The following is an 18,955-nucleotide window of genomic DNA, read 5'->3' on the forward strand; positions in this document are numbered from 1 at the left end:
TTATTAGGCTAAATTAGCGATACAGGAATATAATCGAGAAAATGAAAAATAATTTGCGCATTGTTGATTCAACCCAAAAACAAAAAATAGATACAGTTCCTTTCCCAATTATTGGGATTGGAGGAGCAAGTGGTGTGTTACCAGCTTTAGAACAATTCTTTAAATATATGCCCGCGCAATCGGGAATGGCCTTCGTTCTCGTTTTTCATCAAGATTCTGATGAAGATATCAATTATTTGAAACAGATCTGTTCTTATAGCCATATGCCCGTTATTGAAGTGCAAGACGGTGTGCGTGTCCTGCCTGATCATATTTACCTCTCTCCTTGTGGTAAAGATATTGGAATTCACAAGGGCAATCTGTTATTGTTTGATCCTTCCCGCGAAAAAGGGGCGCATATGTGTATAGATTATTTTTTTCAAAGTTTAGCCGAAGATCAGGGTAAAATGGCAGTCGGGATTATCCTTTCTGGATTAGGCGCAGATGGAGAAACTGGGGTAAGAATGATTAAAGAGAAGCTAGGTATGACAATGGCACAAGAACCAGATAGCGCTGAATACCCAAGTATGCCCGCTGCCTCTGTAAAAACCCAGCTTGTCGACTATGTATTGCCAACGGAAGAAATGCCCGGCAAACTGATTCAATATCTTAGACATCCCGCATTACAACAAAGTGATGAAGAAGAGACAGAAACGGACAAAAATAATAATGTATACATACAGAAAATTCTGTTGTTACTGCGATCCAATACAGGACACGATTTTAGTCTGTACAAAAAAAACACCATATTTAGACGTATTGAACGCCGTATAGCCTTCTTGCAATTGGTGGATTATGCAGATTATGTTACATACCTGCGGGAAAATCCGATGGAGATTGATACCCTATTCAATGAACTTCTGATCGGAGTAACGAAGTTCTTTCGAGACCGTCAGGCTTTCGATTTACTTCGAGATCAGATTGAACATATCGTAAAGTCCAAGAAAAATGAAGAACCCATACGAATTTGGATTGCAGGATGCTCTACCGGAGAAGAGGCCTACTCGGTAGCTATTCTCATTAGCGAATTTTTGGAAAAATCTCAATTAAGAAGGAAGCCTAAAGTACAAATATTTGCTACAGATTTAGATTCTAATGCCATAGAACATGCGCGAACGGGCTTTTATTTTTCCAATATTGTTTCAGAGTTAAGTAAGGAGCAATTACATCGTTTTTTTGTTCAGAAAAACAATGGGTATATGGTAAAAAAAGAAATACGAGAAATGATTGTGTTTGCGCAACACAATTTGGTGAAAGATGCGCCTTTTACCAGACTCGACTTGCTTTGCTGTCGTAACGTAATGATATACCTTACCGCGGAGTTACAAAAGAAATTGGTACCGATATTCCATTATTCACTGCTAGTAAATGGCATTTTATTTTTAGGACCAGCAGAATCTATCAGCGGCTTTCATGAGATCTTCAATGTGATCGATTCAAAATGGAAGATTTTCCAACGAAAGGAAGGGATTTCCTCGATTAGCAAATTCTTAGATTTTCCATTTCATACAGGAAACAAAAATAAAGTCAAACAAGAGACGACACCTTCAAACCAAAAAAATCCTGTAGCCGAACAATTTAACAAATTGTTGTTAGATCGCCATACCCCACCTTCCCTCCTTCTAAACGAACGGGGGGAGATTCTCTACGTAAACGGCAAAACAAATCGCTACATCCAGCTACAGCCTGGAGAGGCAACGATGAATGTCCATCGTATGGTGAGAGAAGAACTGAAGTATGTATTGGGAAATGCACTCCACCAAGCACATACCACGCAACATCGTGTGGAAGTAAAGGACGTGAAAATCAAAGAGACGGATCGCATATTTTTGATAAACTTTGTGGTGGAATATCTTGATGAATCTCCTTTAAAGGATATGTTACTTGTCACTTTTTCAGAAATGGAACTTTCAAAACGCAATCAACGCCCCACCAAAAAGAATAGTATGGTGAGCGAGGCTGCAGTCGACGAGCTTCAAAAAGAACTAAACTATACTAAGCAACAACTGCACACCAGCATCGAACAGATGGAAACATCGCTAGAAGAACTGAAGTCGACGAATGAAGAACTACAGAGTACCAATGAGGAATTACAAAGTACAAATGAGGAAGCCTTGACCACAAAGGAAGAGATGCAATCGTTAAACGAACAACTCATGTCGATTAATCTCCAATATCAAAAAAAGGCAGAAGAACTTACGGTGCTGCAAAACGACATGAAAAATTTACTTGACAATACAGAGAGCTGTACTGTTTTTCTGAACAACGACCTTCATATTCTTCGCTATACGCCACAGGCAAGCAAACTTTTAAAACTGTCAAGTACCGACATCGGAAAACTCATTATCCCACATCTCAGCATTTTCAATCACTCGTACCTAGAGGAATTGACCCGCCAAGTCATAGAAACACTTAATGGCCAAGAGATTGACATAACAAATAGTGATGGCGAACACTATCTCTTACGTATAGCTCCTTATCGAACCACCGACAACTTTATTAGTGGTGCAGTACTCAGTTTAAACAAAAAAACCAAATTCCAACGTTTAAATTTCCAGTTTAAAAAAGCAATGGCATTTGCTCAACATTTTATTGATCAACAGCATGAAGCATGCGTTTTATTGGATGAAGACCATCGAGTGCTGCAATACAATCATTCTTTTATCAAGCTTTTTCAGCTAAATAATATAGAACCTCGTGAACTTTATTTTACAGAGATTGTTAGTCATAAGTGGAATATGAAAATAGTATTGGAGGAAGCACTTGCTAGTCAACAAGGCGTAACGTATGCTCCTATTCAACCGGGCTTTATTGGAACGTCGAAACGTTTAGAAGTCGTTAAGGAACAAATTTTTGTAGAAATTCCAGATCAATACATCATGATTCTAAAGTTTCGAGAGGGATAATATGGAAAAGAGAGAGATAATTGACAATAAAAATAGATTCAGTAATTTACGACGGAAAGCTGAACGGCTATTAGCTTCCCGAAGGGAAGTCGATGCCGATCGGGATAGAGACGAAATTACACTTCTTCTTGATGAATTAGAACTCTACGAACTAGAACTGCAGATGCAAAATGAGGAACTACGTTCTTCTTACGGCAGATTGGACACCGAACGCACAAAATTTACAACCTTCTTTGATGCAGCACCTGTAGGCTATCTTATCTTAGATAAAGCAGGTACGATTCAGGAAATTAACCAAAAAGCATTAGTATTATTTGATTCTAAGATCGCTAGCGAACTGCTCGGTAGAAATTTCGCGGGCTTACTTAGCGAGAAGTCACAAAACGATTATTATGAGCTTCTCTATTCGCTAGATGTTCCAAACAGCAGTGGAAGACGAGAAGTGAATTTACGATCATCGAATGATCGCCATACCGTCCAATTAGATGCAACTTTGGTCGAGAATAGCTCCACACAAATTCCGTCATTTTACATTACCTTGACGGATATCACCAACCTTAAAAACGTACAATCCGAATACCAACGAACAACAGAACAATTAAATCAGGCGCTTATCGTTTCTGAAGCAGGCACATGGACTTATAATTTAGATACAAAAACGTTTACTCTAGATGCTTTTAGCAAACAAATTTTGGATCTAGAGTGTGGTCAGAAGGATGTGGATTATGAGGAATTAATACAACTATTTGCAACGGACGACGCTATTAAGTTTAAAGATTTACTATCTCCATCTGGAATTGGATTTTTGGTAGATCAGGAGCTTCATGTCCTTGCGAAAAATGGTGTAGTCAGAACCATATTGGTAAAAGGAAAAGAGGTCAACGTCAACCAGAATACAAAATTGTTGGCGGGTATCTTGGTCGACATTACCACTCGAAAAAATCATGCTGTACAAGAGGAGTTACTTTTAAAGAAACAAGATGCCTTGGTTCGCAAAGCTGTTATAGAAGCCCAAGAAAAAGAAAGAAAACAAATTAGCGAAATTCTACATGAAGGCGTATGCCAAACCCTTTACGGAATTAGACTAAACCTCAACCATTTTCAGAGAGATCATCAAAAAAATGCTGGAGAACTTGAAAATGTTCAGGAATTGATAAACAAAACTATTCTAGAGCTTCGCAACCTTTCTATTGAGTTGCATCCTTCTGTACTGCGGGATTTCGGATTATCGGCGGGCATAAATAACCTATGCCATCGAATGGAATCTGTTGATTTTAAGGTGCACGTATCAATCCATAAAAAAGCAGATCTGCTACCTAGAGAAATACAGTTATATCTCTTCCGCATTGCTCAAGAACTCATCAGTAATAGTGTGAAACATGCAGGGGTCAATGCTGCTACCCTTTCTATAGATTTGACCGATACCCATGTCAATCTCCAGCTAACAGATCATGGAAACGGTATCCAGGGCGATTTAGAGACAGCGTCTCAACAAGGATCAGGACTTCGCGGCATTAGTAATCGCGTATCTCTTCTCGGTGGTACTTTTGTCCTTTCGCAAGAAAAAGGGACTGCATTTCATATCCAAATTCCGTATTTGACTAACGTAAAATGAGTGATGACAAAATAAATAATATTATTGTCGTCGGGGCTTCTGCCGGCGGTATTACAGCAGTGGAAATGCTGTTGAGTACTATCCCTAAGAATATGGATGCCGCTATATTTGTCGTCATTCACCTCAGTGCCGGTGCTAATCCAAATGCGATACGTGGATTGATAGGACGTCATGCAACCTGGCCTATTGAAATTCCAGAAAACGGCACATTAATAAAGCGAGGAAAAATTTATCTAGCGCCAGCAGATAATCACATGATGATAAAAACAGGCGAAATTTTAATTGCGAATGGTGCAAAAGAAAACCATTGGCGACCTTCAATCGATATCTTATTTCGCACAGCGGCTGCAGCGTATAATTCGTGTGTAATTGGAATCATTTTGTCTGGATTATTAGATGATGGTACATCAGGCATGGTTGCCATAAAAAGCGCCGGTGGACTATGTATTGTCCAAGAACCTGAAGAGGCTGACTATGCGGACATGCCAAATAATGTGATTAATAATATTGATGTTGATTATAGAGTTTCGCTATCGGATATTGGCTATATCCTGGCCGATATTGACAGCCGTGAAGAGTGTGTGCCTGCCCCCACTCCTGTTAAGTTGAAAAAAGAAGCCGAAATTACGATGCGCATGGCAAGTAGCTATAAGCAAACACAGGCTCTGGGATCATCAACCATCTTTACCTGTCCTGATTGCGGCGGTGTATTAACGAAGATCGACGAAGAGGATACCCCCCGTTACCGATGCTTCACTGGTCATGTTTTTTCCGAGCGCTTTTTAGAGGATCAGTATCTCAAAAAAACAGAGGAGACACTTTGGGTAGCTATGCGTATGATGGAGGAACGAAAAAACTTCCTTGCAAGTTTGATACGACGAAGCGGAGGTACAGCTAGTCCTCATAATACCGAAAGAAAACAACGTACAACAGAACTGGAAACACATATCAGTCGTTTAAAAGAATTGCTCAATAAATTAAGTATACAATAATCCAACCTATTGATCACTGGAAATCTTTTTGGGTGAACGCTATTTAAAAGCAACGATGATAGCCTGCCGTCATGATGGATATGCAGACCGATTATGGAAATTGATTTGTAACTTTTTTAGCTTTGAATAACAAGTTTGTATTCTTTTAAAATCATAAAATAAAGTAAAACAAACAAATACAAAATTCAATTAACTTATTCAAAAAATAGTGCATTTAAAATATTAATGTTATATTTGGATAATAAGAAGCGCACAGATGAAAAGAGAAGATTTAGAACGTTTTGGAGAGGAGCTTTCTTCAAACTACGCAGACGATGGTAGAAAAACGACTAGTTTTTCATTAGTTTCCTATTTTAAAGAAGTTGTAGGCGTAGGCGTTTTCCACTCCGGAAATAACGAATGTTCGCTCGCCATTATAGATACGAAGGAAGAAGGTCGCATGATGTTAGGACGTCTCTCGGAGGAATTTCCAATTGAAGCTAGTGAAATGCAAGAATTACAGCAGCTATATAAGAGACTTTCCAGCTTATCTAAAAGTTGATAGTCCGAAGGATTACGATAAACACTTATGCCCTTTACTCGGATTTGCATATATATATAAACTTATATATTCATTTATTTTCTCTATAGGTCACTTCTCTCTTTTTAGGCTTCTTATCAATATTACGATACCTATAGCTAAAAATAATAGACCAAATATCATCGGTAAAATCATCTTTTTTATTTAAATAACACATTTTTTTGCTAACTCCTATTCCTACGCTTCCTAAAAGAACAGCGTATGCTCTTTTCGTGAAATCTAAGTTTCGCCGTGCATATCGCTAATTTACCCTATTTGAACAATAGAATAATACTTTTGTTGTAATCTACAGCCAATCGCGTATTAAAGTTCTCCGCGCCGTAGAAATACTTATGCTACGCCCCCCTTTGGCTGCAATCTATTCTAGTTATTCGGCATTATCTCAAAATAAACCTGAGTGAACACTGTGGGAATCCACACCGTGTTTTTTTATGTATTCAGGTATTTAACAAAGAGAACCTTCCTAGGATGAGGTCGTTCTTTAAATACAAAAAGAAAAATAAATGAAAAAAAAATTAACAACTACTATGATCGAGCAAGGCCCGATTATAGCTTTCGCATTGGTTGATCCTTTTTTTGATATTCCCGATAAGAATAGTAACAATAAATCCGCAGAGGACGATCAAAACGATGGTCAAGCAGTAGAGAATCCTCCGTTAGAACAACCTGATGTTGATCCGTTAAAACGTGAAAACCCCGATATTGATGATGTGGAAGAAAATCAACCTATCGAACAGCCTGAGATAGACGAAATGGAAAATCCTCAACCAGATTTGGATGAGATCGATCAGAATGAAGAACCTGAAATCAATGAACTATCCGATTCAGAAAGTAACATTGATCGAGATCCTATTGTGCAACCGGGAACTGACCCTATGAAAACAGACAACTCACAGGTGATCTAAAAAGTATTTCATTGTATATAAAGGCTATAAAATATACAATTCAGCACAAAGAAATCAGGGTTAGATATATTTAAATACAGCTTGGGGTATCCCAGGTAGGATAATCATTTGCTCCTTCTCACTTATTATAGGTTCGCCTTATTTTTCAATCAGGGCGAACCTAATTCAATGATTACATTTAACTTTAGTTAGCCCATAGCAGAAAAGAAGCCGCTTAAATAGGTATTTTCTCCAAATGCCATAGTTTTCCCGACCATTTCTCCGCAATGATACCTATCGAGAGTTTTTTTTACCGTTAAAAAAAAATAAAACACTTCTTTTTATTTTAAATTTAAGACATCCAAATCGTATCTCGAAGAAATAGGAGGCTATCGGCCATTCAATACGATGCATTTCTTGCAAAGTAAAAAAACAGACATCAAACGTATTTTTCGCTTTAGCATTTGTCAGGGCTCCTTACGATAATATTTTCGCAGAATTTGCACTCTTTTTGTTGCTATTAACCATAATAGGAAACACATAAAAGGAATATTTATGGAAAGCAAACAACTCAATCTAGAGCTAATAAAAAGCCAAGGAATTTTAAGGAACATTGCAATTAAGTTTACCAAAGATCCAGAAGAAATTGAAGAATTGGTACAAGAAACAATGGTGAGGTCAATAAAGTATGTAGATAAATTTTTCAATAATCCGAAACTCATCGCTTGGCTTTATGTCATCATGAAAAACACCTATATTAACCACTACCGTAGACATCAAAAACAAATACAATACGAAAATTATCAAAGTACAGACTATATCCAAGAAGGATGTTCTGAGCCCTTCACCCATAATATGGTAGAGGGAAAGTTTATTATGTGCGATATTGAAGCAGCGATGCAGAAGTTGCCTAAAGACTATTTCGATCTGTTTACACGGTATCTCGATGGTTATAAATACCAAGAACTCTCTGCCTATTTTTCAATTCCAGAAGGAACCATTAAAACACGTATTCATCATACTAGAAAATTTCTACAGAAGCAACTGGCTATCTATAAGAAAGTAGATCCATCATCTTAACGCCAATTTGTAAATAATTTACGCGGCTATGCTAGGCACAGCTAGTTCTTTCAATAGACATTGTACAAGCAAACAATAAAACGAATGCTTGAATTCCAGTGTATCAAGCAATTTAAAGGGCATCAAATAGGAAGCCGAGTATGTTTCAAAATCACTTTATACTTGGCATCCATTAGTTTTATGCTATTATTAAGCCTCAATCGTATGAATGTCATGGAGATTAATACAATTAGAATGTCAGATCGAAAAAATTATGAATACAAGTCTCATAAAACTTTAGTAGATCTGCACCATAACGTCGGGTTTACAACAGAAATTCAGATATTTTTGTAGATTTGATCGGTATAGTAAAGCCTTCTATATACGATAAGTGACGGAAATGCAGAAGGTTTATTAAGCGTTTTAATATATGCTTTATACAACAAGTTGCCCAATATGAACGAAATAAAAGCTACATCGCTTGAAGGATTCTACCGTGAAACCTCCACTTTGCGAGGAAAGTCTGTTCAAGAATTACTTCCTCCTGATATTCAAAAAGAAATCGGTCATTTTAATGTATTCGACATCCAAGATACGATACGAAAGCTCAGAGAGACAAACACAATGCCCTACAACCGAAGGCAATATTATAAAATCAGCCTAATTCAAGGTAGAAATCGTGCAGAATATGCCGACAAAGTGATTGAAGTTGAAGAAAATGCCATATTGTTCGCTAGTCCTAAAATTCCATACCGTTGGATTCCACTTGATGAAAACCAAGGGGGATCATTTTGCATATTTACAGAAGAATTTATGCACAAAACGAAAACCGGGATCAACTTGGACGAGTTTCCTTTATTCTGCGTGGGTATGCCGCCTATTTTTACATTAGACAGGTCTACGCTAAACGAAATAACCGCGTTATTCGGCAAAATTAAACGCGAAATATCCTCAGACTATACCTTTAAATATGATCTTATCCGAAATTACGTACTCGAGCTCTTACATATGGGGCAAAAATTGCAACCTGCATCGTTAATAAAACAGCCTACCAACCCTGGGTCTAGAGTTACTTCTTTTTTTGCAGAGCTGCTGGAACGGCAGTTCCCTATAGAATCTTTACACCAAAGGTTAGCATTACGAACAGCCAAAGATTATGCTGATCGTCTTGCCGTACATGTAAATCACCTCAATAAAATGCTGAAAGAACATACCGGAAAAACTACCACCCAGATTATTTCCGACCGTATTATCCAAGAAGCGAAAATCCTATTGCGACAAACGGATTGGTCAATTTCAGAAATCGGATACACTTTAGGATTCGAGGAGGTCTCACACTTCTCCAACTTTTTCAAAAAATCTACCACTTTACCTCCTCAAGCCTTTAGAAAATAAGAATACATGCGAGCCGATGTATAGCGATGATTTGAATTTTACACATAAAAGATTGATAGGCGTAAAGGAAGCTCTGGATTTTATAGGAGTTTTGTAATATTAAATTTGATCATATGAACACAGAAAAAATTGCATTAGTAACAGGTGGAAGTCGAGGAATAGGTCGCGACATCGCAATTAAACTCGCCGAAAAAGGAAATGATGTTGTGATCACTTACAACCAAAACAGAGAAAAAGCGGAGGAAGTTGTCACACAAATACAGGCTATCGGACAAAAATGTTGGGCGCTATCACTTGATACGAGACAAGTGAAGGATTTCGACAGTTTTATTCAACAGGTTATATCACAGATAGGCGGTAGAAAGATCGACTACTTAGTGAATAATGCAGGAACTGCTATGTACCAAAACATAGAAGGGGCGACAGAAGAACAAGTAAGCGAAATTTTCGACATTCATTACAAAGGAGTATTTTTCCTAACGCAGAAAGTATTGCCTTATATTCCCGAAGGCGGTGCTATAGTTAATATCAGTTCTGGGTTGACACGTATGACACAGGTTGGATCATCTATTTACGCCTCTGCTAAAGCGGCCGTTGAGGTGCTAACACGTTACCAGGCAAAAGAGTTCAGCAGCAAAAAAATCCGTGTCAATGTGGTCGCCCCAGGCGCTATAGAAACCGATTTTGGAGGAGGTAGAACACGAGATAATAAAGAAATAAATGCCCATATTGCCGGGATAACAGCTTTAGGTCGCGTCGGTCTTCCTCAGGATATAGGCGTTGTAGTGGCGTTCTTATGTTCCGAAGAATCTTCCTGGATTACAGGACAAAGAATTGAAGTCTCTGGAGGAATGATGCTATAGTCTACCGTACTATTTATGCTGCTGTAAAACAAAAAAGACGACTGTCTTCAGAGGAAGGCAGTCGTCTTTTTTACGAAAAAGGATTCATTCTAGCTTAAAGATACAATCTGCTCGCGGTCAGGCCCCGTAGAAAGATAGGTAATTGGCACGTTCAATTCTTCTTCAAGATACGCCATATAGGACTTCAAAGTCGCAGGGAGTTTGCTGGTGGATTTAATTTCCTCAAGCCCTGTTGGCCAGGATTCAAATTCTTCAAAAAGCATCCTGTCTTTTCCGCTTTCCACATCGTTTGCATAGCCTTTAAACACTTTAATCGTATCAAATTCAGATAATACATCAGCCTTTGTCATGATTAATTGCGAGACACCGTTGATCATAATAGCATATTTTAAGGCGGGAAGGTCCAACCATCCGATTCTTCGAGGTCGTTTTGTCACGGAACCAAATTCCTGTCCTTTTATCCTAATTTGATCTGCAATATCTTCGTCCAGTTCGGAAGGAAACGGCCCGTTTCCAACTCGTGTACAATAAGCTTTAAAAATACCAAAAACTTCTCCGATATGTTTTGGTGCGATACCTAACCCTGTGCAGGCAGATCCCGCAACACAAGAAGAAGAAGTAACGAAGGGGTATGTCCCGTGATCCACATCCAACATAGTCGCTTGTGCTCCCTCCGCTAGTATCGTTTTACCCGCTGTTAACATATTATTAGCAAAGAGTTCTGTGTCGATGATATCGAAGGTTTTCAAAAATGTCACATCTTTTATAAAGTGCTCAAAAAGATCTTTAAGAGGGATTTCCTTACCATATTTTTGTTTGATTTCCGCGGCATGTATTTGCAATAAACGCTGCACTGATTCTTCAAAGCCCTCCAGAAGAACCTCTTCTGCTCGAATCCCTCTCCTTTGTACTTTATCAGCATAGGCTGGCCCTATTCCCTTCTGCGTGGAGCCAATTTTCTCGTCGCCGAGCTGTTCTTCAGATAACTTGTCCAAAAGAGCATGTGTAGGAAGAATTAAGTGTGCCTTTTTGGAAATTTTCAGATTCTTGGCCGCTCGTATATCGTATCCCAAACTTCCCAACATTTCTATCTCACGACGGAAAGATGCAAGGTCCAATACGACACCGGCCCCAATGATATTCATTGTTTTCTCATCTAAGATACCAGAAGGCAAACTATTTAGAACAATCTTTTTTCCCTGAAATATCAGGGTGTGACCAGCGTTTGAGCCACCATGAAACCTAGCTACTGCGGCATAGTTCGAAGATAAAGCATCAACAAATTTACCTTTTCCTTCGTCGCCCCATTGAAGACCTAAAATAACATCTACTTTCATTTCTTTTAACTTATTTTATGCTTCAAAATTGGAGCTTCTCTATCAAATCTGTATTGTCATTTGGCAAAAAAGGAATTTATTCAAGAATAAAAAGAAATAGTGCAATTATCTTATTTTATGGAACGGCGGATACGACTTAGTGATGAGGGTGTCACTCCAAGATAGGACGCAAGTATCGATTGAGGAATTCGGTTACAAAGTCCCGGATAATGCGTCAAAAAATTTTCATATCTCGTCTGTCCATCCTGTGAGAGCATATTACTTGCCATCTTTAATTTATTCTCTAGCACATAGGAATTGATCTTAGAAAAGATGCCGTACCATCCTGGGATGTGAGACTGAACTGTATTGAATTTCTCTCTTGTCAATACCCAAACTTCGCCATCTGTTATTGCTTCGATATATTCAAGAGAGTTCACTTTATCCAAAAAACCATTGATATCACCAACGAAACGGCCCTCATAAATAAAATATCTCGTAAAATCGTTGCCTTGCCGATCATAATAACAAGATCGGAAAATCCCCTCCTGTATAAAACCAAGCGTCGAACAAACACGTCCAGCTTCGACAAAATAATCACCTTTTTTTAAGGATACACGGCTAAAAGATTGTTGTAACAATTCCTTGTCATATGCAGTCAAGCTTCCAAACTGTTCGATATAAGATATGAGCTGTTCCATCTCCCGTAAATATAGCGAACCTCTTTGAGCAGCAAATTGCCAAATGACAAAAAAGTATCTGGTAAACGCTAATCAATAGATTGCCCGAAAGTAATTAAATTGTTATCTGGATCGAGGATTGAAAACTCCCATTGTCCCCAAGGTTTTAGTTCAAGATCGCCATGAGGATGAATAGCGACTTTATTATGGTTCATTTCTTCGTAAAGATCTTTTATATCGTCTGTCCTCACATAAATCTGTCCGTAATTATCTAAAGGATTTAAGTCGACAAACTCAAAAAAATGAAGCTCTATACCGCTCTTTTCCAACATTAGATACCCCTCATAATCATGATGCCCTACACGAGAGAAACCTAATTGCTCTACATAGTAGCCAATAGTAGCAACTTTGGAGCGCATGGGAAGTTTTGGAATGACTTTAAGTAAATTACTCATGTTGCTAGTAATTAAATAAATAAGTTGTAGAATCGAATTTCGCGATGACAGTTATTGATTTTCAAACCTAAGTAAATTCAATTTGATATGCAAGAAATCCAGTCGTGATTGTGTATCACATTTTCCAGCTCCCTCGCTTCCTTCAACAGTTAAAATACAATGCAGATGAACATCAAAGAAATTCTTTTCGGTCAATACCTGATCAATTTTGTAGTTTTAGCGTATCCTGACATGATTATTTAAAAAGGCCTCTCTTATAGGAAAGAGAGGCCTTTTTAAAATTACTGACTTGCTTTTTGGAGCTGTTCTAAGTCGTCTGCATCCAATTTTAATCCCGGAGCTGCAACAAGCGTTTGCAATTGGCTTGCTGTCGTTGCACTTACAATTGGGGCACCAATATGTGGCTGTGCCAATAACCAAGATAAGGCCACAGTAGCGGGCTGACTTCCATGTTTAATCGCCAGCTGATCCAATACCTTCAAAATTTCTAACCCCTGAGGATTTAAGTATTTTCTAACCCCCTCTCCCCGTACACTTTTCCCCAAATCTTCTTCGGATCGGTATTTTCCGGTAAGAAACCCTGATGCTAAAGACCAATAAGGAAATACTGTTATTCCAAATTGATCAACAATAGACGCGTATTCATTTTCATATTTTGCGCGCTCTACAAGATTATAATGTGGTTGTAGCGCCTGATAAAGAGGGTAAGAGCCACTTGCACCCAAGGACAAGGATTTCTCTAGCCTATCTGCAGGCACATTTGATGCTGCAATATATCGTATTTTGCCTTCATTAATGAGGTCTGCATAAGCACCTAAATATTCTTCCACTGGAATATCACCATCGTCAATATGGGTGTAATACAAATCGATCGTATCCCTTTGCAGACGTCGCAACGAATCTTCTGCAGCCTTCTTTATATACGCGGGCTTCAATCCTTTTCTGCCATCGCCAAAATCCCATCCTACCTTTGTCGCTACAACAATTTTATCACCATGCCCACGCGACTTCAACCATTTTCCGATAATCGTTTCAGACTCTCCGCCTTGGTTTCCGGCAACCCATGCCGAATACACATCGGCCGTGTCTATGAAATTAAAACCTTCGTTAACAAAAGCATCTAATATTTCGAAGGATTGTTTTTCGTCTAATGTCCAACCTAGGACGTTTCCTCCAAAGTTGATGCGGGATACTTCCAATTCCGATTGTCCTATTTTTATTGTTTCTTGCATATTTGTCCTTTATTAAATTAAAAATCAATGTTTTTAGCTCCTCGCGTAGAACACAAATTGCAGAGTACCAAATTTCTATTTTCAGCCCGTTGGTCATTGATGTTCACTATACCGCATTTCTTTATGCTCCAATTTCGTGAATAAAACAGAAAATAGACTTGTAAATAATTGATAAAAGGTTGTATTTTTCGAAGTTGATACTATTAATGACAATGGGATTACGAAAACGGTTAACAGCATTTAAAAACAAGAGAACACTTAGAGATTTTGTTTATGGAGCAGCGCGATAACTTCCGCAGGACTCCGTACATTCAATTGTGGCGTGTCTAAATATCGCATTACACATGAAGGTAAAGGTGTCGATGTTTCCAATGGAAAGACTGAAAAAGGGCGCCGTGCCAGTCTACGGTTTAGCATTGCGGATATAAAAACGAGATAAAGATGATCAGTATCCGACGACATTTTGATACCTAGACCTTTTGCCTATTAACCATTCTTTTATATCGTGTTCAAAAAACCGCCGAGCATCCCGCCCGAGCGGTTTTTTTAGTTTGACGCGAGTTTATCTATTTTTTTTATGCGGATGTAAAGCGAGACAAAAAGCATTCCTCCTATACTCATGAGTATGCCAACAGCGGAAGGTGAATTAAATGAAAAACCGTAAGTGATAGGAATACCTCCTAAAAAAGCGCCCAAGGTATTTCCCAAGTTGAAGGCCGCCTGTCCACCGGCTGCGGCTATGGTCTCTGCTCCCTTTGCCGAATTAATAAGTAAGATCTGTAATGAAGGAGAACTACTAAAAGCCACAGCACCTGTAAGCAATGATAAAATGTAGGAAAGTCCAGGGATATTTGAGAAAAAGTACACAAATACCAAACAGACAGCCATACTGCCAAAAGAAATCAATATCGCGCGTTCGGCTCCTATTGTATCGGCTAACTTTCCTCCTACCAAATTACCAATAACCATTCCTAGGCCGACACATACCATAATGAGCGGAACTTTGCTCTCATCAATGTGTGCTACGGATGTCATTAATGGCGCTATATAGCTCAACCAACAGAACAAGCCTCCTGTACCTACCGCCACTGTGAAGAAGATAATCCATGCAACTTTTGTTTTAAAGTAGGCTAATTGCTGCAGCACACTTCCCGAGGTATTGTGCGCTAGCTTAGGCAACCAAAAGTATATAGCCGTCATCGTAATTAATCCACATAGCCCAATTGCAAAATAGGTATACCTCCAACTGGACAACTGACTGATATAGGTTCCCAAAGGAACTCCTGCAAGATTTGCTACGGTCATCCCCGTAAAGACTATCGCTAACGCCTGTGCTTTTTTCCCTTCACCAACTAGTCGCGTAGCCGCCACCCCTCCCACACCGAAAAATGCACCATGAGGTAGACCTGCAACAAAACGACTTAACATCAATGTGAAGTTATCTGGCGCAAAGGCAAAAAGCACATTGGCAATCACAAAGGTAGCCATGAGAAAAAGCAAAACTAATTTTGGTGGGTATTTCGCTGTACTGATTACCAAAAGCGGCGCTCCTACAACTACTCCCAACGCATAGAGTGCAATAAGATGCCCCGCAGCAGGAATACTTATCTGAAGATCAGATGCAACATCAGGCAAAATACCCATCATAGTAAATTCAGTCATCCCTAATGCGAAAGCACCAAACGAAAGTGAAACTAGACCTTTATTTATCATTTATTCTATTTATTAACTCTTCTAAAGTTGGAGTGAACAGACGTTAAATGAGATACCTTCAAAATTTCTTTCCCAGAAAAGGTTTTAGATAACACATTTCGTCTCCAAACAACACTATCAAAACTTAGGAATAAATAGAGGTCAACACAAAGTTGATAAAATTAAATGTAAAAAAGACACATAATTTAGCAATTGACTTTTTTGACAAAAACTTTACTAAGGCCTTTTCAGAGCAAACAAAAGATCCAGACAATTGTTAAAGAAGATAAGAAGTTAATTTTTAGAATTTTATACTAATACGTCAAAATCCCCTGCTGTGAAGCACGGGATTTTTTTTTGCAAAACTTGTCTTCAGCAGATACTCCATTTGCATTCAAGTGCTTTGTTAAATCTCTCCTTAGAGTTTATATGAGAATACATTTCGTAAAATTTTATTTAGACTCGGTATAAATAAAAAAACATTTGTAATATTGTAACAATATTTATACTAAATTCATGAAGGATATATCATTACAAATCCTCAGGCTATCATTTATCATAGCCTTTTTCCTAGGTAACACGAGTTTATCTTGGAGTCAAAGCACTAACGCTGCCATCGAAGGGAATATTTTTACTTCGGAAGGGAAAGCAGTAGTTGGAATAACAGTGCGAATTGACGGAACGAACTTAATAACCTCAACAAATGAGACAGGCTATTTTCGTTTTGAGAGAGTACCCTCCGGAGAGGCGAAAATTGTTATCACAGCCGTCGGATTAAAACAGATTAGCCGCGTTGTCACTGTAGGGAGTTCTCCTATTCCTCCTGTTGAAATAAAACTGACGCAAAGTTGGAATGAAATTCAAGAAGTTTTGGTTAACGGCCAGCAAAACAGTTACAAAGTGGACATCCCGTCTACCAGCCTTCGATTGAATACCCCACTGCTAGAAATACCACAAAATATTCAAGTGATATCCTCGTCGATGTTATCTGATCAACAGGTTCTCAGTATGGACGATGGTGTCATTCGTAACGTATCCGGAGCGACAAGACTTGAGCATTGGGGTGTGATGTACACCCGTGTCAATATGCGTGGTTCTAGGGCGTCTTCATTTCGTAATGGAATGGATATTACTGGAACCTGGGGCCCATTAAACGAAGATATGAGTTTCGTGGACCGAATAGAGGTCGTCAAAGGCCCTGCTGGATTTATGATGTCAAATGCGGAGCCTAGTGGGATTTACAATATTGTAACGAAAAAGCCAACAGGACAAGATTTTAACGGAAGTGCAAATCTTACATTGGGAAGTTACGATCTCTATAGAGCATCCTTGGATTTAGACGGGAAACTTGATAAAACGGGAAAACTATTCTACAGATTAAACGTAATGGGAACAAAGTCCAATAGTTTTAGAGACTTTGAATTTAATCAACGTGCGATTGTTTCTCCGGTAATAACCTACAAATTCAACGACGCAACATCATTAACTTTTGAGTACACTTATCAACGTGCCAAAATGAGCAATGTTGGTTCTGCCTATATCTTTTCTACCGAGGGGTACGGTACCTATGATAGAAGTTTAACCTTATTAGAGCCTGCAATAGAGCCAACAGTAATCAACGACCACAGCGCATTTGCTTTCTTAAATCACAAAATAAGTGATAATTGGAAACTAACCGCTCAGTTAGGGTATTTCAAATATAATATGGAAGGAAGTTCAGGATGGGTAAATGATGTACGATCAAATGGTGAAATTGATCGCTACGTATCGATATGGGATGCTGAAAGTGAAAACCGATTTGGACAGGTTTTTCTAAACGGAACAGTAAAAACAGGCATTGTACAACATAAAATCTTAACAGGGATTGATTTGGGATCAAAAAGCTATATCGCAGATTGGTCGCAGGCGTTTAATTTAGATGATGAGGATCACGTATTTAACGCGAATTCCCCTGTGTACAACAATTTTCCGGATGGAGTCGTACCTACGTTCGACCGGAGTGTGTCGCTTTCTATTCGGGGAGCAGCAAACCTATCAACTCAATCTTACACAGGCATTTATGCACAAGACGAATTAGGCTTTTTTGACAATACATTCCGATTAACTTTAGGTGGACGATACACCTGGTTGAAGGAATTAAATTATCTATCTCCACGGGAGGCAAAGCGCTTTACACCACGATTGGGCCTTAGTGTATCTATAGACAGACACTCCTCACTATATGCACTTTATGATCAAACATTCACACCACAAAGCGGATTGATGAGATCTGGTGAGACACCAAAGCCTATCACTGGCAACAATATGGAAATAGGTGTTAAGAAAGAATGGTTTGAAGGAAAACTGCGCTCAACGCTATCCGCATACAAAATACTAAAAAATAATACATTGACAACTGATCCAGATAATAGCGGCACAGAAGGTTTTGTTATTGATGTGGGACAATCTGAGACTAAGGGAATTGAATTTGATGCACAAGGAGAAATTTTCCCTGGCTTGTTGGCAGTTGTCAACTATGCCTTCACAGACTCAAAAATATCAAAAGCATCTGATGATCCAAATCTTGGCGTAGATGCTGCCGTTGGTGCACGTATCCCCGGATTTGCGAGTCATGAGGCGAATGCATCGTTAAACTACAGCATACAAAGAGGGGTATTAAAAGGTAGTGGTATATATGGCGGTGTAACTTTTCTCGGTGATAGAGATACATGGACATGGGCCTCTTCTGCTGCGATAAAACCACTCCCAGATTACTACAAATTTGATAGTGGCTTATTTTGGCGAAAAGATCGTGTTTCCGTAAATCTAAATGTTTACAATCTGTTAGATACTTACCTTTATTCAGGTTCATCTTACGGTACATATTATTATTACCAAGCCGAAGCAGGAAGAAATTTCCGGTTAGGTATTACCTATAAGTTCTAACGTCAGACATTCGCTATACTAGCATGATAATAATGTAGAAGGTCGTAATCAGTACACAGGCCTTCTACATTTTTTTTAGAGGAACTTCAATATACCATCACATATATGCTATTGCGACCTGAACATGCATTTGCCTAAGCAACATTTTTTTATAAATTAGTTTCACTGTTCTAATTTGACAATCTCCCCTCCCATTATCTCTAAGGTAGGTTTCAATATTAGAACACAGCGATGAAATGATTACACAATGGGATACAAGTAATATCTGAACGATCCAACAACCCGGAACGATTTCCAAACTTTTATTCAGAAGGAGGAAAAA

14 protein-coding genes are annotated in these 18,955 nt (G+C 38.6%); 9 read left to right on the forward strand and 5 right to left on the reverse strand.

Going from position 1 to position 18,955, the window contains the following annotated elements; translation table 11 throughout:
• Window positions 1–41 precede the first annotated feature (41 nt).
• The 8 genes from ACSZOX_RS10485 (at window position 42) to ACSZOX_RS10520 (ending at window position 10,333) form a co-directional block, all read left to right on the forward strand.
• Window positions 42–2,945 (forward strand): CheR family methyltransferase, encoded by a 2,904-nt coding sequence (locus ACSZOX_RS10485; protein ID WP_437919874.1) that lies wholly within the window; start codon window positions 42–44, stop codon window positions 2,943–2,945.
• 1 nt (window position 2,946) lies between these two features.
• Window positions 2,947–4,560 (forward strand): PAS domain S-box protein, encoded by a 1,614-nt coding sequence (locus ACSZOX_RS10490; RefSeq protein WP_437919876.1) that lies wholly within the window; start codon window positions 2,947–2,949, stop codon window positions 4,558–4,560.
• Complete coding sequence (locus ACSZOX_RS10495; protein ID WP_437919878.1) at window positions 4,557–5,552, forward strand: chemotaxis protein CheB; 996 nt, start codon at window positions 4,557–4,559, stop codon at window positions 5,550–5,552. The genes ACSZOX_RS10490 and ACSZOX_RS10495 overlap by 4 nt, the downstream gene beginning before the upstream one ends.
• Before the next feature lie 256 nt (window positions 5,553–5,808).
• On the forward strand, window positions 5,809–6,093 hold the full coding sequence (locus tag ACSZOX_RS10500; protein ID WP_437919879.1) for a hypothetical protein: 285 nt from the start codon (window positions 5,809–5,811) through the stop codon (window positions 6,091–6,093).
• 542 nt (window positions 6,094–6,635) lie between these two features.
• The gene (locus ACSZOX_RS10505) at window positions 6,636–7,037 is read left to right on the forward strand and encodes a hypothetical protein (protein ID WP_437919881.1); all 402 of its coding nucleotides are present in this window, start codon (window positions 6,636–6,638) and stop codon (window positions 7,035–7,037) included.
• A gap of 534 nt (window positions 7,038–7,571) precedes the next feature.
• Window positions 7,572–8,096, forward strand: coding sequence for an RNA polymerase sigma factor (locus ACSZOX_RS10510; RefSeq protein WP_437919883.1), 525 nt, complete (start codon window positions 7,572–7,574; stop codon window positions 8,094–8,096).
• 435 nt (window positions 8,097–8,531) lie between these two features.
• Window positions 8,532–9,470: a helix-turn-helix domain-containing protein gene (locus tag ACSZOX_RS10515; RefSeq protein WP_437919885.1), complete on the forward strand. Its 939-nt coding sequence runs from the start codon at window positions 8,532–8,534 to the stop codon at window positions 9,468–9,470.
• 113 nt (window positions 9,471–9,583) lie between these two features.
• The gene (locus tag ACSZOX_RS10520) at window positions 9,584–10,333 is read left to right on the forward strand and encodes an SDR family NAD(P)-dependent oxidoreductase (RefSeq protein ID WP_437919887.1); all 750 of its coding nucleotides are present in this window, start codon (window positions 9,584–9,586) and stop codon (window positions 10,331–10,333) included.
• An 89-nt stretch (window positions 10,334–10,422) separates the two neighbouring features.
• Here the strand turns inward: ACSZOX_RS10520 and ACSZOX_RS10525 are convergent, their stop codons facing one another.
• The 5 genes from ACSZOX_RS10525 to ACSZOX_RS10545 form a co-directional block, all read right to left on the reverse strand.
• Window positions 10,423–11,670, reverse strand: coding sequence for an adenylosuccinate synthase (locus ACSZOX_RS10525; protein ID WP_437919888.1), 1,248 nt, complete (start codon window positions 11,668–11,670; stop codon window positions 10,423–10,425).
• A 110-nt stretch (window positions 11,671–11,780) separates the two neighbouring features.
• Window positions 11,781–12,350, reverse strand: coding sequence for a Crp/Fnr family transcriptional regulator (locus tag ACSZOX_RS10530; protein WP_437919889.1), 570 nt, complete (start codon window positions 12,348–12,350; stop codon window positions 11,781–11,783).
• Window positions 12,351–12,418: 68 nt separating this feature from the next.
• Complete coding sequence (locus ACSZOX_RS10535) at window positions 12,419–12,784, reverse strand: bleomycin resistance protein (protein WP_437919891.1); 366 nt, start codon at window positions 12,782–12,784, stop codon at window positions 12,419–12,421.
• Window positions 12,785–13,065: 281 nt separating this feature from the next.
• A complete protein-coding gene (locus ACSZOX_RS10540) occupies window positions 13,066–14,016 on the reverse strand; it encodes an aldo/keto reductase (protein WP_437919893.1) in 951 nt (316 codons plus the stop codon).
• Window positions 14,017–14,562: 546 nt separating this feature from the next.
• Window positions 14,563–15,729: an MFS transporter gene (locus tag ACSZOX_RS10545; protein WP_437919894.1), complete on the reverse strand. Its 1,167-nt coding sequence runs from the start codon at window positions 15,727–15,729 to the stop codon at window positions 14,563–14,565.
• Window positions 15,730–16,224: 495 nt separating this feature from the next.
• On the opposite strand from ACSZOX_RS10545, the gene ACSZOX_RS10550 reads away from it, so the two are divergent.
• On the forward strand, window positions 16,225–18,633 hold the full coding sequence (locus ACSZOX_RS10550; RefSeq protein WP_437919896.1) for a TonB-dependent siderophore receptor: 2,409 nt from the start codon (window positions 16,225–16,227) through the stop codon (window positions 18,631–18,633).
• The last annotated feature ends 322 nt before the right edge of the window (window positions 18,634–18,955 follow it).

The organism is Sphingobacterium sp. LRF_L2 (assembly GCF_965644235.1).
GTDB lineage: Bacteria > Bacteroidota > Bacteroidia > Sphingobacteriales > Sphingobacteriaceae > Sphingobacterium.